Genomic DNA, 14537 nt, shown 5'->3' on the forward strand with positions numbered 1-14537 from the left:
GCGCTCCCAGCGATTTCGCCGAATCGGGATTCGACGCGAGACCGAAACAGCTGCCTGGGAGCGCTCCCAGACGTACCGTAACGCACGACACCTCGTGTTGACGAGGGGTTGACCTGGACATAATCCGTCGCTATACCCGGGCGCGTACCTTGCCCCAAGGCCTCTGACCTGCACCGACAGCGGTTCAGCCGGTGCCGGTTTCCGTCGTTCCCGTTCAGCCGGAATCGATTCGGAGCGCGAATGGTCGTCGTCCCGATCGCCTGTTCAGCCCAGGTTCGGCACGGTTCGGACGCACGTTCGGAGTCGAATATTCGACTCGGCGTCCCGCATCGGGACAATCAGCTATTTCGAAGGTCGCCGAATAGCTGTCGAATATTCGACGACCCGTGCCGCCTAATGGCGGCCGGCGCCCTGATCCGAAAGGACTCGCACGGCTTCGTCCACGGCCGCGAGCCGGGCCCGCCGCACGGCCTCGGACAACGGCCGCAGCGCCTCGTCCCGCGCCCTCGTCGCGGTCGCCGACACGGCTCCGCCCGGCGCGTCGGACGCCGCCACGGTGAGGATCGCGGCGACCTCGGAGGCGCGCTGGAGCACGCGCAGGGCCCGCGACGGCATCCCGGCGGGCCACTCCAGCGCCGTGTGCTCCGCGGCCAGCGCGGCGATCTCGGCCCGCACGTTCGGCCGGTGCCGCGCCACGTCCAGCGTCACCAGCGCGGTGGCCGCCTCGCGCATCGCCGAGGACAGGCCGTGCTCGGCCTCGCCGATCGGCACGTGCTCGCCTGCGGGCGCGCCGGGCAGGTCGAACACCGTCCACCGCACGACCCCGTCGGCCACCAGCTTCGGCACCAGCCCCACGCCGACCTCCGGCAGCACGGCGGCCTCGCCGGCGCGCAACGCCGACTTGCCCAGCGGTCCGTTGGCGCCGAGCCCGCGGACGTCACCGGGCACGGGGATGACCAGCCGGGCGGTGGTCGCGGACGCGCGGCGCACCGACGCCAGCAGCAGCGCGGGGCCTACCGGGGCCTCGTCGGGACCGGGCAGGTCCAGCGCCGTCGCGGTGCCGTCGTCATCGGCCACCACTTCGTGCAGCCCGGCCCAGAACCCCAGGGCGTCGAGGACGTCGTCGGCCGCGGCCGCACCATGCAGCCAGGCTGACGTCCAGACCACCAGCGTCGCACTCGCACAAGACACGCCTGCCGAGGGTACGCGGGCGCTGAGCCGGCTCAGGCCGCCGGGCCGACGTGTTCCACCAGCAGGGACCGGAACTTCTCGACCGCCTCGGCGTCGGCGAACGCGCGGTGCGGCACGGCGTACACGGCGGTGGTGCCGGTCCGCAGCACGAAGCCGCGCGCCGTCTCCACCCAGCCGGGCAGTTCGGCCCAGCTCAGCTCGCTGCGCGCGGCCTCGCCGACGGACATCCGCAACGAGTGGGCGTCCGCCGTGCCGGTCACCGCCTTGGCCGCCAGCGGGTGGTTGTGGAAGTTCACCGCGGTGCCCACCGGGACGAGTGCGATGATGATCACAGCGAGGGCGAGCCCGAACACGCCCGCCCAGGTCATGCCCATCACCAGCACGACGACGCCCAGCACGCCGAGCACCGCGGCGAACCACGGCGCCCACCGGTACAGCGGCACGGAGGTGCGCAGCGCGTCACGCCAGTCGGCGGGCCGCGGCGACCAGCTGAAGTCCACGCTCACCGGCCCGCACCCGGCCGTTTCACCGGCTCGCAGCACCGGGTGGCGCAGAACGCGCCGTCGACCGTGCAGCCCAGCGCCGGGAAGTCGGAGAGCTTGCGCGGCGGGGCGTCCGCCACGTGCTCGGCGACGAGTTCCGCGACCAGCTCGGCGAACCGGGGGTCGTCGTTGGGGGTGGCCGCGCGGGCGAAGCCCATGCCCAGCTCCTGGGCGCGCTCGCGGGCCTCGGTGTCGAGGTCCCACACCACTTCCAGGTGATCGCTGACGAACCCGATCGGGCACACCACCACGTTGCGCACACCCTTGTCGTAGAGGGTGTCGAGGTGGTCCACGATGTCCGGCTCCAGCCACGGGACCTGCGGCGGCCCGGACCGCGACTGCCACACCACGTCGTGGTCGGCCGCGCCGACGGCCTCCGCGACGAGCCGGGACGCCTCGGCGACCTGGCGGGAGTAGAGGTGGCCGCCGGCCTCGGGCGGTCCGGCGGCCTTGTCCGCCGACACCGGCACCGAGTGCGCGGTGAACACCACCCGGTAGTCGTCGCCGGGCAGCCGCGCCGCGGCGGCGCGCACGGCGTCCGCGAACGACGCCACGAACAGCGGGTGGTCGAAGAACTGGCGCAGCTTGACCAGCTCGGGCGCGTCCTCGACCGCCGCACGCGCGCGCAGGACGTCCTCGTCGTACTGCCGGCACGCGGAGTAGCCGCCGTAGGCGCTGGTCGGGAAGACGAGGGCGCGGCGGACGCCCGCGGCCTTCATCTCGGCCAGGGTGTCCTCGACCATCGGGTGCCAGTTGCGGTTGCCGAAGTAGATCGGCAGGTCGACCAGGCCGCGCACGGCCTCGATGGCGGCGCGGTTGAGCGCGTTGATCGGCGACACGCCGCCGAAGTGCTGGTAGTGCTGCTCGACCTCGTCCAGCCGCTCGGGCGGGACGCCTCGGCCGCGGGTCACGTTCTCGAGGAAGGGGCGGACGTCGTCGGGTCCTTCCGGTCCGCCGAAGGACAGCCAGAGCAGCGCGTCGTAACTCACCCGGACATCCTCGCGCCGCCACGCCCGGCCCGCACAACCGGGTCGGGGTGATCCGGGCGACCACCGACCGCGTCGATGTGGCATGAGGCCCTCACGGGCACTCCAGCAGGCCTGGAAGCACCCGGACCCGGTCACGTCGGCGCGGCCGGCTACCGCGGCGCGGCTCTACAGGCCCAGGAAGTGCACGCCGCCGTCGACGAACACCATGGAGCCGGTGGTGGCGGGGAACCAGTCGGACAGCAGGCCGCACACCGACTTGGCGACCGGCGCCGGGTCGTCCACGTTCCAGCCCAGCGGCGCCTTCTCGCCCCACATGGCCTCCAGGGCGGGGAAGCCCGGGATCGACTTGGCGGCCATCGTGCGCACGGGGCCCGCCGAGACGAGGTTGATCCGGATGCCCTGGGGGCCGAGCTCGCGGGCCAGGTAGCGGTTGATCGACTCGAACGCCGCCTTCGTCGGGCCCATCCAGTTGTAGGCGGGCCACACCTGGCGGGCGTCGAAGTCGAGGCCGACCACCGACGCGCCGCGGCCCAGCAGCGGCAGGGTGGCGGTCACCAGCGACTTGTACGAGTACGCCGAGACGTGCATGGCCGTGGCCACGTCCTCCCACGGCGCGTCCATGAACGGCGCGCCCAGGCACGACGGCGGGGCGTAGCCGATCGCGTGCACCACGCCGTCCAGGCCGTCCACGTGCTCGCGCAGCCGGTCCGCCAACGTGTCCAGGTGCTCCTGGTTCTGCACGTCGAGCTCGACCACCGGCGCGGCCTGCGGCAGGCGCTTGGCGATCCGCTCCACGAGGCTCATCCGGCCGAAGCCGGTGAGCACGACCTGGGCGCCCTGCTCCTGGGCGACCTTGGCCACGTGGAAGGCGATCGACGCGTCCGTGATCACGCCGGTGATCAGCAGCCGCTTGCCTTCGAGCAGTCCCGTCACTGAAACCCGTCCTCCGAGATGTTGTGCTTGGTAGTGGTGCTCGCCCAGTGGTCCGGCGGCATGGTGGTCCGGCGGTTCAGTGGCCCATGCCGAGGCCGCCGTCGACCGGCAGCACCGCGCCGGTGATGTAGGCGGCGGCGTCGGAGGCCAGGAAGGTGACGGCGGCGGCGATCTCGTCGGTCGTGCCGTACCGGCCCGACGGCACCTGCGCGAGGATCTGCTTCTTGCGGTCCTCCGGCAGCGCGTCGGTCATGTCCGTGGTGATGAAGCCGGGCGCGACGACGTTCGCGGTGATGTTGCGGGTGCCGAGCTCGCGGGCGATCGACCGGGCGACGCCGACCAGGCCCGCCTTGCTGGCCGCGTAGTTGACCTGGCCCGCGCCGCCCATGAGGCCGACGACGGACGAGATGAACACGATGCGGCCGTAGCGCTTGCGCAGCATGCCCTTGGACGCGCGCTGGGCGACCCGGAACGCGCCGGTCAGGTTGGCGTCGAGGACGCGGGTGAACTGGTCGTCGGTCATCCGCAGCAGCAGGGTGTCGTCGGTGATGCCGGCGTTGGCCACGAGCACCTCGACGGGCCCGTGCGCGGCCTCGACCTCGGCGAACGCCGCGTCGACCTCGGCGGAACCGGTCACGTCGCACTTGACGCCGAGCAGGCCCTCGGGCGCCCCGGACCCCCGGTGCGTCACGGCGACCTTGTCGCCCTGCGCGGCGAACGCCCGCGCGATCGCCAGACCGATGCCCCGGTTGCCGCCGGTGACCAGAACGGACCTCGACACGCTTGCTCCCATCGCTGCTGGTTGATGCGGGCGAGGCTATCCCCTACCCCCAAGTACGCCATCATTGGCCGGGGGTGGATCACAATCGGGCGGTGACCGGTTTCGTCGAGCACCTCAGGGCCGCGGTGGAGGGCGACGTGCTCGCCGCCCCCGGCGACCGCGCGCTGTACTCCGTCGACGCGTCCAACTACCGCCACGTGCCGGCGGCCGTGGTGCGGCCCCGGTCGGTGGACGGGGTGGTGGCGGCCGTCGCGGTGGCGGTCGAGCACGGCGTGCCCGTCACCAACCGGGGCGCGGGCACGTCGGTCGCGGGCAACTCGGCGGGAGCCGGGCTGGTGATCGACTTCTCCCGGTACCTCGACCGGGTGATCTCGGTGGACCCGGTCGAGCAAGTCGCGGTGGTCCAGCCCGGGGTGGTGCTGGACCGCCTCAACGACGCGGCCCGGCCGCACGGGCTGGTGTTCGGGCCCGACCCGTCCACCCGGTCCCGCTGCACGCTCGGCGGCATGATCGGCAACGACGCGTGCGGCGCCCACTCGGTGGCCTGGGGCAAGACCAGCGACAACGTGCGCGCGCTGGACGTGCTGCTGGCCGACGGCCGGCGGTTCGACACGCGCACTCCCCCGCCGCTGGACCTGCCGGAGGTGGACCCGGCGTGGTTCCCGGCGCTGGACCGGCGGGTGTCCGGCTACCGGCTGGACGCGCTGCCCGACCTGACCAGGGCGCTGGTCGGCTCGGAGGGCACGTGCGCGACCGTGCTCGGCGCGACCGTGCGGCTGGTGCAGGCGCCGCCGCGCCGGGTGCTGGCCGTGCTCGGCTTCGACGGCCCGTACGACGCCGCCGACCTGGCGCCGCAGCTGCGGGAGCTGGACGTGCTCACGATCGAGGGCCTGAACGCCGAGCTGGCGCGGGCGGCGGGCGAGTCGCGGCGGCTGCTGCCGCGCGGTGAGAGCTGGCTGTTCGTCGAGGCGGCGGAGGACTCGGTCGCGCACCTGGCCGCCGCGCTCGCCCCGCACTCGGTGGTGGTGACCGATCCGGCGCGGCAGCGCGCGTTGTGGCGGGTGCGGGAGGACGGCGCGGGGCTGGCGACGCGGATGGCCGACGGCGGCGAGGCGTGGTCGGGGTGGGAGGACGCGGCCGTGCCGCCCGAGCGGCTGGGCGCCTACCTGCGGGAGTTCGACGCGCTGCTGGCCGGGCACGGCAGGCGCGGCGTCACCTACGGGCACTACGGCGAGGGCTGCCTGCACGTGCGGATCGACTTCGACTTCCGGCGCGGGCACCGGTCGTTCCTGCAGGACGCCGCGGACCTGGTGGTGGCGCACGGCGGGTCGCTGTCCGGCGAGCACGGCGACGGGCAGGCGCGGTCGGAGCTGCTGCCCCGGATGTACCCGCCGGCCGCGATCGAGGCGTTCGCGCGGTTCAAGGCGGCGTTCGACCCGGGCAACCGGATGAACCCGGGCCGGATCGTCGCGCCCGCGAAGCTGGACGACGACCTGCGCGTGCTGGTGGCTCCCCCGGTGATCCCGACCAGGGCGAAGCTCGCGCTGCGCGCCGACGGCGGCGACCTGGCGGCGGCGACGCGGCGGTGCGTCGGCGTCGGCAAGTGCCTGAACACCTCCGGCGGGGTGATGTGCCCGAGCTACCGGGTGACGAAGGAGGAGAAGCACTCCACCCGCGGCCGGGCCCGGTTGCTGTTCGAGATGCTCGGCGGGCAGGTGGTGCGCGGCGGGTGGCGGTCGGAGGAGGTCCGCGACGCGCTGGACCTGTGCCTGGGCTGCAAGGGGTGCAAGCGGGACTGCCCGGTGGACGTGGACATGGCCACCTACAAGGCGGAGTTCCTGCACCACCACTACCGGGGACGGGTGCGGCCGGCGGCGCACTACTCGATGGGCTGGCTGCCGCTGTGGCTGCGGCTGCGGCTGGTGAACGGGCTCACCGCGCGGCTCGGCCGGTTCGGCGGCGTGGCGCCGGAACGGCCGCTGCCGACGCCGGTGCGCTCGTTCCAGTCGCGGTTCGCCGGCCGTGGCGGCGGCGGTGACCGGGTGCTGCTGTTCCCGGACACGTTCACCAACCACTTCGAGCCGGGGGTCGGGTTCGACGCGGCGGCGGTGCTCGGCCACGCGGGGCAGGCCGTCGAGGTGCCGCGCGGCGCGGTGTGCTGCGGGCTGACGTGGTTCTCCACCGGGCAGCTGGACGTGGCGCGGCGGGTGGTGCGCCGGACGGCCCGGGTGCTGCGGCCGTGGACGCGGGACGGCGTGCCGGTGGTGGGGCTGGAGCCGAGCTGCACGGCGTTCCTGCGGTCCGACGCGGTGGAGGTGGCGGGCGACGACCCGGACGTGGTGCGGCTGGCCGAGTCGGTGCGCACGTTCGCCGAGCACGTGTCGCCGCTGCTGGAGCCGGTGGCGGGCGCCGCGCGGGCGGTCGTGCAGCCGCACTGCCACCAGTACGCCGAGCTGGGGCTGGACGCGGACCGGGAGCTGCTGGCCAAGGCCGGGGTGAGCGCGTCGGTGCTGGCGGGGTGCTGCGGGCTGGCGGGCAACTTCGGCTTCGAGCGCGGGCACTACGACGTGTCGATGGCGGTGGGCGAGCAGACCCTGTTCCCCGCCGTGCGGGCCGCCGACGCGGACACCGCGGTCGTCGCGGACGGCTTCAGCTGCCGCACGCAGGTCCGGCACGGCTCGGACGCCGAACCCGTGCACACGGCCACCCTGCTCCGGCGGCGCCTGGGCCTCTGACCCCGCGAGAGTCCAACGTCCACGCCGCGAGAGTCCTACGTCCACGCACCCCGAGTTCAACGCTCACGTCAGGCGGCACGGGTGGTGAGCGTTGAACTCAGAGGGCGTGAACGTAGGACTCTCGGGGGCTGAACGTAGGACTCTCGGGACGTGAAGGTAGGACTCTCGGGGTCAGGGGCGGGTCTGCTCGGTGACCCACGCCAGGTAGTCGGGGTTGCCGCCGAGCACCGGCAGGGCCAGCACCTCGGGCACGTCGTAGGTGTGCCGCGCCCTGATGAACTCGGTCAGCTCGTCCACCCGGTCGTAGGCGGTCTTGATCCAGAGCTGCCACTCGCGGTCGTCGGCGACCTCGCCGTCCCACCGGTAGACGCTGCGGACCGGGCCGCTGATCTGCACGCACGCCGCCAGCCGCGCCTCGACGACCGCCTTCGCCAAGGTGCCGGCCGCGTCCTCGCTGTCGGTGGTGGTGATGACCACGACGTGGTTGTCGTCCATCCACCGGAGGGTAGCGGCGGCGGCCGTGGTCAGCGGGTCGTGCTGGCCCGTTCGGTCAGCCGGGGCGGCAGCAACGTCAGCGGCGGGGTCGGGGTCCGGTCGAGCTTGGCCATCAGCAGCGCCACCGCGTGGTGGCCCAGCTGCTCGGCGGGCACGGCCACCGAGGTGAGCGGCGGCATGAGGCGCTCGGCCTGGTCGTCCGGGCAGATCGCGATCACGGCGACGTCGTCGGGCACCTTGCGGCCCAGCGACCGCAGCACCTCGACCACCGACGGCAACGCGGCCTCGTTGTGCACCACCAGGCCCGTCACCCCGGGGTGGCGTTCCAGCAGGCCGGTGATCGCCACCCGCACCGACTCGTGGTCGGTCTCCGTGGGCAGCGTGGTCGAGGAGACGCCGCGCCGCATCGCCGCCGCGCTGAACCCGGCCATGGTCCGGTGCGCGAACCCGGTGTCGCGCTGGTAGACCGCCCGCGGCGCGCCGACCAGCGCGACGTAGGTGTGCCCGAGATCGGCCAGGTGGTCCACGCACCGCGAACCCGCCTCGGCGAAGTCCAGGTCCACGCAGGTCAGCCCGGCCGCGTCGGCCGGGAAGCCGATCAGCACCGACGGCCGGTCCAGTTCGCGCAGCACGGGCACGCGCTCGTCGTGCATCTCGACGTCCATCACGAGCAGCCCGTCGACCTGGGCGCTGCCCGCCACCCGGCGCAGGCCCGCCGCGCCCTGGTCGGCGGTCACCAGCAGCACGTCGTGGTCGTGCCGGCGGGCCGCGTTGGCGACCGCGACGACGAACTGCATCAGCACCGGCATGTGCATGCCCTCGCGCATCGGCAGCACGAGCGCGAGCACGTTCGCGCGGTTGCTGGCCAGCGACCTGGCGCCCGCGTGCGGGTGGTAGCCCAGCTCCCGCACGCTCGCCTCGACCCGCGCCTTGGTGGCCGTGGAGATCGAGCGGCGACCGGTGAGCACGTAGGACACGGTGCTGGGCGCGACCCCGGCGTGCCGCGCGACGTCGGCGATGGTGACCATGTCAGCGCACCTCCCGCACGCGCACGCCGGCCGCGGCGGCGGTGAGCACCAGCGACGTGCCCTCCACCGAGAGCCGGGTGTCCGGTGGGGCCGACCGCGACCCGGGCGCCACGTCCCGGAAGGAGATCCACGCGCCCTCGCGGGTGAACACCACCTCGTCGTCCACCAGTCTCACCCCGTCGCAGTCGTCGAAGGTCAAGGCGGGCAACGCGCCCGTGCGCGGCGCGATGGTCTCCCCCGGCACGTCGGCCACCAGCCGGGCCCGGACGTCGCGGGAGGACGCCCCGACGAGGAGCTCGTACCGACCGGCCTCGACCACCCGCCGGCCCGTGGTGACGTCCCAGTGCCACAGCTGGTCGGCCCGCAGCCGCACCACCGCGGTCCCGCCCGGCGCGAGGTGGACCCGGTGGAACGACTGGAGCTTGCGCACCGGCTGGCGCACCCGCGAGTCGAGCGCCGCGGAGTACAGCTGCACGACCTCCGCGCCCGCCACGTCGCCGGTGTTCGTGACCGAGACCGCGACCACGCCGTCCGCCCACGTCAGGTCGGAGTACTCGAACGTGGTGTAGGACAGGCCGTGGCCGAACGGGAACAGCGGCTCGCCGGTGAAGTACAGGTACGTGCTGCCCGCGCGGATGATGTCGTAGTCGAAGATGTCCGGCAGGTCGTCGTCGGACCGGTACCAGGTCTGGGTGAGCCTGCCCGACGGGGAGAACGCGCCGAACAACGCCTCCGCGACCGCCCGGCCCTGCTCCTGCCCGCCGTGCGCGGTCCACACGACGGCGGGCAGGTGCTCCTCCTCGCCGTCCAGCGCGTACGGGTAGCCGCTCACGAGCACCAGCACCGTGTTCGGGTTGGCCTCCCGCACCGCGCGCACCAGGTCCAGCGACGGCAGGCGCAACGTGGTGCGGTCCTCGGTCTCGCGGCCGTTGACGTGCGGGTCGTTGCCGAGCACCAGCACGGCGGTGTCGGCCCGCGCCGCGGCCTCGGCGGCGGCCGCGATCCCGTCCACCACGCGTTCGATCTCGAAGGGACCGGTGTCGGTGCCCTGGACCTTGTTGCGCAGCACCACACCCCCGTCGGTCAGCCGCGGTTCGAACAGCTCGCGCACGTCCCAGCCGCCGGGCATCGCGGCGGTGGCGACCAGCGTGCCGTCCTCGGCCACGCCCAGGTAGCGGCGCGAGCCCACGTCGCGCAGCGTCCACACGCCCTCGCCCCAGTCGAAGCGGTCGAACAGCGCCCGCTCGCCCAGCCCCACCACGCCGCCGCGCACCCCGAGGTGGCGGCCGTCCGCCGCGCGCAGCGCGATCCGGTCGACGCCCTCGGCGTGGACGACGGAGGAGGCGAACTCCTCCAGTCCTCTTCGGACGGTCACCTGGTACGGCAGCGTGCCGCTGTACCAGTCCTCGAACACCGTGTCGGCGTGCGTGCCGATCACGGCGAGCTTCGCGCCGCGCGGCAGCGGCAGCGCGGACTCGTTGCGCAGCAGCACGACCGCCTGCCGCGCGGCCTCCAACGCCAACGCGCCGTGCGTGCCGATCACGTCGGAGGTGATCGCCCGGTAGGGGTCGACGTCCGCCGGGTGCCCCGGGTCCGCGGGCACGGGGTCGAACTCGCCGAGCCGGAACCGCAGCGCCAGCACCCGGCCGACGGCCCGCTCCACCACGGCCCGCTCCACCAGGCCGTCCTCGATCGCCGCGGTGACGCTCTCGATCGTCAGCGTCGGGTCGGCGTCCTGGTCGGTGAAGCTGTCCAGGCCCGCGTTCAGCAGCGCCGCGTGCCCCTCCGCCTGGGTCGGCAGGTGCGCCTGCAACCCGGCCACGTTCGACGGCGCGTACGCGTCGCTGACGACCGCGACACCGTCCGGCGCCCACGTCCGCAGCTCCTGCTCGATCAACGGGCTCAGGTGTGCGGGACAGCCGTTGACCAGGTTGTACGACGGCATCACCGCCACCGCCGCGCCCGCCTCGACCGGTCCCCGGAAGCACGGCAGCTCGTACTCGTGCAGCACCCGGGGCCGCAGGTCGGACGACGTGACGCAGCGGTCGTTCTCGTTGTTGTAGCCCAGGAAGTGCTTCAGGGTCGGCGCCGTGCGCAGGTAGCGCGGGTGGTCGCCGCGCAGGCCGGTCGCGTACGCCGTGCCCATCGCGGCGGTCAGGGTCGGGTCCTCGGAGTAGCCCTCCTCGTTGCGGCCCCAACGCGGGTCGCGCAACGGGTTCACCACCGGCGCCCACACGTTCAGCCCGTGCGCGACCGGGTCGCGGTGGTGCAGGCCCCGCGCCTCCACCCCGGTCGCCTCGCCCACCCGCCGCACCAGTTCGGGGTCCCACGACGAAGCCAGCCCCACGGCTTGCGGGAACACCGTGGCGGGCCCGGCCCACGCGACGCCGTGCAGCACCTCCATGCCGGTGTGGAACGCCGCCAGCCCCAGTCTCGGCACGGCGGGCTGGTGCTGGTGCAGCAGCGCCACCTTCTCCTCGTCGGTCAGCCGGCCGAGCAGGTCGGTCACCCTGTCCTCGACCGGCAGACCCGGATCGCGGAATGGCAGCGGGTCCACGGCACACCTCTCGCGGTCGTCGAATTGTTCGAAGCTGCAGCTCACTGAATCGAATCGTTTCGATCGCTGCGACAACAACGCCGACCTGGGTCAGCGGGGCGGGGTGCCAGAAATGTGGCACAGCTCTCTCACCGGAGTCAACACCGAAGTTCCACGGTTGTTACACCGGCGCCGTCCGCGTCGAACGCGTTCGACCGTCGAGACGCGTCAAGACACATCGGACGCTTTCGAGACACGCCGAACACCCCCCTCACCACGTCGTGAGGGGGGTGCCGGCGACCTTCGTAGGTCTACCCGAACAGCTCCACGTGCAGCTGGAACGCCGTGGCGATCTCAGCTTGCGCCCAGAACCGGTGGTAGGTGAAGGTCGGCGCGGGGCCGCCGTCCAGGTAAGCCTGGACCTTGGGCCATTCCGGGTCCTGCTTGAACATCGAACGCATGTCCAAGAAGGACGCACCGGGCTTGATCTGGTCGCCGTTGGGCATGTCGCCAGACCAGCCGGACGGGACGTACGGACCCTCACGCGTCGACGTGTTGTAGACGTCGTCGAAGCGGTTGTAGTCCTTGCGCTCCTCCGGCACCGTGATGCCCTTGGCGTCCTGGTGCGCCAGCAGCGCCGTCAAGAGGCCCTCACCGACGGTCTTCGCCTGGGCGTTGCCCGACTTGGCCGCGTAGTTGAGGAGCGTCTTGGCGTAGGACGCGGCGATGCCGACGTCCTGGCTGTGGTTCTGCACCGTGACGCGCAGGTTCGAGTTGGCGCCGGGGTTGGTGGCGTTCCAGGTGTCCGGAGCGCCGGTCCACTCCAGGTCGTTCGGGATCTGGAACGCGCCGCCGGTGCCGACGGTGGTGTTGGCGATGGCCCAGGGGACCCACTTGTCGAGGATCTTCTTGGCCGCCGCGTTGCCCGTCTTCTCGTACAGGGCGGCGGTGCGCTCCATCTGCCACGCCTGGAAGCCGAACCAGCGGTTCGACGGCGGGTCGCGCCACACCGGGTGCGGGTCGTAGTACATGCCGTAGAAGGTCGGCGTGCCCGAAGGCGGCGCGCTGTAGGAACCCTCCCAGCTGTTGGTGACACCACCGGCGATGGCGCCGTCGGACGACTGGAGCCACTGCAGCATCTCCAGCTGGCGGGTCATCGACGTGGCCCAGTCCTGCTGGCCGGTGGCCGACTTCGGCTTCAGCGCGGGCACGTTCGCCAACGCGTAGGCCGCGAGCGGGTTCTGGTAACCCTGGTGCGACGCGCCGTCACCGATGCGCCACGCCCAACCCGCGGACGTGTCGGTCGCGCCGCCCCACGCGTAGTACCAGGACATCAGGTAGTGCGCGCTGTCCTTGCCGGTGCCGGCCGGGCAGCTGGTGCTGGCGCAGTTGCCGATCTTCTTGAAGTACTTGTCGAACATGGCGTAGCGGAGGTAGTCGCCCATCTTGGCGGCCTTCTCCAGCTCGGACGCGATCTCGCTGCCCTTGCCCTGCTCGGTCGCCCACTCCTGCGCCAGCATGGCCACCTGCACCGCACGCGCGTCGGCGTCCGGGGCGTTGGTGTACTTCCACTGCTTGGCGTAGCTGGCGTCCTTGGTGAACAGGTCGAGGAAGCCGTTGGGGCCACCGTGCGCGAAGGTGTCGCAGGACGGCTGCGGGATGGTCTCCCACACCGACTCCGACGAGCCGCGCTGGTAGGTGTTGATGTAGGCGGGCAGCGCGTCCGACTCGTCGCCGCACCGGCCGAAGCCGTAGGTGTTGTCGACGTCGAGCAGCCAGTGCATGCCGTAGATGTCGCTGTTGCCGTAGGCCGACTTCAGCTCGGCGGCGATCGGGTCGCGACCGACCGGCACGTTGGAGTCCAGCACCGACGGGTACTGGTCCATCCGCGGGTGCTCCGGCGCGTACGTCGCCGGCTTGGAGGCGTCGTACTTGTCGTTGGTCGGCTGGTCCGCCTTGGCCGGGATGATGTACTTCTCCATCGAGGCCCAGGCCTTCTTGAACGGAGCCCAGTCACCCACGATCTTGCCGTAGCTGGCTTCCAGCCACAGGTAGTAGCTGAACGCCTCGGACGTGGTCTGGTGACCGTGGTCCGGCGCCTCGACCATCAGCGTCTCGATCGAGTGGTACGGCACCTTCAGCCCGTCGGAGAAGGTGCGGAAGTAGCCGCTCGCCGGGTCGTTGATCTTGGCGTACTGGTCGAGGAAGGCCTGCTCGAAGTTCGAGGCGGACCCGGAGATCTCCTTGACCTCGACCGAGGCCGCGGTGGCGCCGGTGGCGCTGGCGGTGAACGTGGCCGTGGCCAGGTCGCCGCCGTTGGCCGCCGAGGTGACCGTGACGTTCTGCTTGGTCGCCCAGTTCGCCGTGGTGAACGTCAGCGAGGTCGGGCCGGCGGTCAGGTCGGTGCTGCCGGCCGAACGCGCGACGGTGACCGTCACCGACGAGGTGGGCGCGGTGGCCAGGGAGACGCCGAAGGTGCCGGTGTTGCCCTGCCGCACGCTCAGCGACTGCGGGCTGACCTGCACCGCTTGACCCGCGATGACGCGGATGCTGGCGATGCTGGAGTTGCCGATGCCGCCCTTGTCGTCGGTGGCGCGGGCCACGATCGCGTGCTCGCCCACGGTCGCGCCGGTCCACGAGCCCGTGTACGGGGCGCTCGTGTCGGTGGCGACGACCACGCCGTCGGCCAGGAACTCGACCTTGGCGACGGTGCCGTCGGTGTCGGCCGCGGTGGCCGCCAGCGGGACCGCCTGGCCGACCTGGAACGACTGCGCGGTCGTCGGCGACGTCAGCGACACCGTCGGGTTGGCGTTGACGTTCGGGCCGGTGCAGCGCGTGCCGTTGAGGGCGAAGTCCGTGGGCGGCCGGTTCTGACCGGTCCACGAGCCGTTGAAGCCCGGGGTCACGGTGGCGCCCGTGCCGAGGTTCGGCGCCCAGCCGGGCGCCGCCACGGTGACCGCGGCGCCGCTCTGCGAGAACGTGCCGCTCCAGCCCTGCTGAACGCGCTGCCCATCCGGGAAGGTCCACGTGAGGCGCCAGTTGTTCACCGGGTCGCCCTCGTTGCGGACGGACACGTTGGCGCCGAAGCCACCCTGCCACTGGTTGGTGACCTGGTAGTTGACCGTACATGCGACGGCCGCGTTCGCCACCGGCGCGACGAACGGCATAACACCCGCGGCAGTTGCCGCCGCGGCTATCAGCGCGAGCGGACCGGTGCGCAACCGTCCCGCTCTGGTGCGGTACCTCATGCGTCCTCCTCCTGCACGGATCAGCCATTGACCCGCGAGCTTGAAAGCGGCGTGGCGGA

Annotated in this window: 10 protein-coding genes; 1 reads left to right on the top strand and 9 read right to left on the bottom strand. The window is 72.5% G+C overall.

Translation table 11 applies throughout. The annotated features are described in order from the left end of the window. Positions 1-393: 393 nt before the first annotated feature. The 5 genes from EDD40_RS07935 to fabG all read right to left on the bottom strand — a co-directional run bounded on the left by EDD40_RS07935 (position 394) and on the right by fabG (position 4436). On the bottom strand, positions 394-1191 hold the full coding sequence (locus EDD40_RS07935) for a hypothetical protein (protein ID WP_123742328.1): 798 nt from the start codon (positions 1189-1191) through the stop codon (positions 394-396). 32 nt (positions 1192-1223) lie between these two features. Beyond that, positions 1224-1697, bottom strand: coding sequence for a YcxB family protein (locus tag EDD40_RS07940; RefSeq protein WP_148088725.1), 474 nt, complete (start codon positions 1695-1697; stop codon positions 1224-1226). Then, positions 1694-2722: a ferrochelatase gene (locus EDD40_RS07945; protein WP_123742330.1), complete on the bottom strand. Its 1029-nt coding sequence runs from the start codon at positions 2720-2722 to the stop codon at positions 1694-1696. The genes EDD40_RS07940 and EDD40_RS07945 overlap by 4 nt, the downstream gene beginning before the upstream one ends. Before the next feature lie 165 nt (positions 2723-2887). After that, positions 2888-3655 (bottom strand): enoyl-ACP reductase FabI, encoded by a 768-nt coding sequence (gene fabI, locus EDD40_RS07950; RefSeq protein WP_123742331.1) that lies wholly within the window; start codon positions 3653-3655, stop codon positions 2888-2890. A 76-nt stretch (positions 3656-3731) separates the two neighbouring features. Next, on the bottom strand, positions 3732-4436 hold the full coding sequence (fabG, locus tag EDD40_RS07955; protein WP_123742332.1) for a beta-ketoacyl-ACP reductase: 705 nt from the start codon (positions 4434-4436) through the stop codon (positions 3732-3734). 92 nt (positions 4437-4528) lie between these two features. Here fabG and EDD40_RS07960 point away from each other — a divergent pair, with 92 nt between their 5' ends. Then, positions 4529-7171, top strand: a complete 2643-nt coding sequence (locus EDD40_RS07960; protein WP_123742333.1) for an FAD-binding and (Fe-S)-binding domain-containing protein — start codon at positions 4529-4531, stop codon at positions 7169-7171. Between the two features lie 171 nt (positions 7172-7342). On the opposite strand, the gene cutA is transcribed toward EDD40_RS07960, so the two are convergent. From cutA to EDD40_RS07980, 4 genes are all read right to left on the bottom strand, one after another. Continuing rightward, complete coding sequence (gene cutA / locus EDD40_RS07965) at positions 7343-7666, bottom strand: divalent-cation tolerance protein CutA (RefSeq protein ID WP_123742334.1); 324 nt, start codon at positions 7664-7666, stop codon at positions 7343-7345. A gap of 29 nt (positions 7667-7695) precedes the next feature. Then, entirely contained in the window at positions 7696-8694 is a 999-nt protein-coding gene (locus EDD40_RS07970; protein WP_123742335.1) for a LacI family DNA-binding transcriptional regulator, read from the bottom strand. Between the two features lies 1 nt (position 8695). After that, complete coding sequence (locus tag EDD40_RS07975) at positions 8696-11251, bottom strand: beta-glucosidase family protein (RefSeq protein WP_211348110.1); 2556 nt, start codon at positions 11249-11251, stop codon at positions 8696-8698. Positions 11252-11541: 290 nt separating this feature from the next. Next, a complete protein-coding gene (locus EDD40_RS07980) occupies positions 11542-14397 on the bottom strand; it encodes a glycoside hydrolase family 48 protein (protein ID WP_246037524.1) in 2856 nt (951 codons plus the stop codon). Positions 14398-14537 lie beyond the last annotated feature (140 nt).

This window comes from Saccharothrix texasensis, assembly GCF_003752005.1.
GTDB classification, from domain to species: Bacteria; Actinomycetota; Actinomycetes; order Mycobacteriales; family Pseudonocardiaceae; genus Actinosynnema; species Actinosynnema texasense.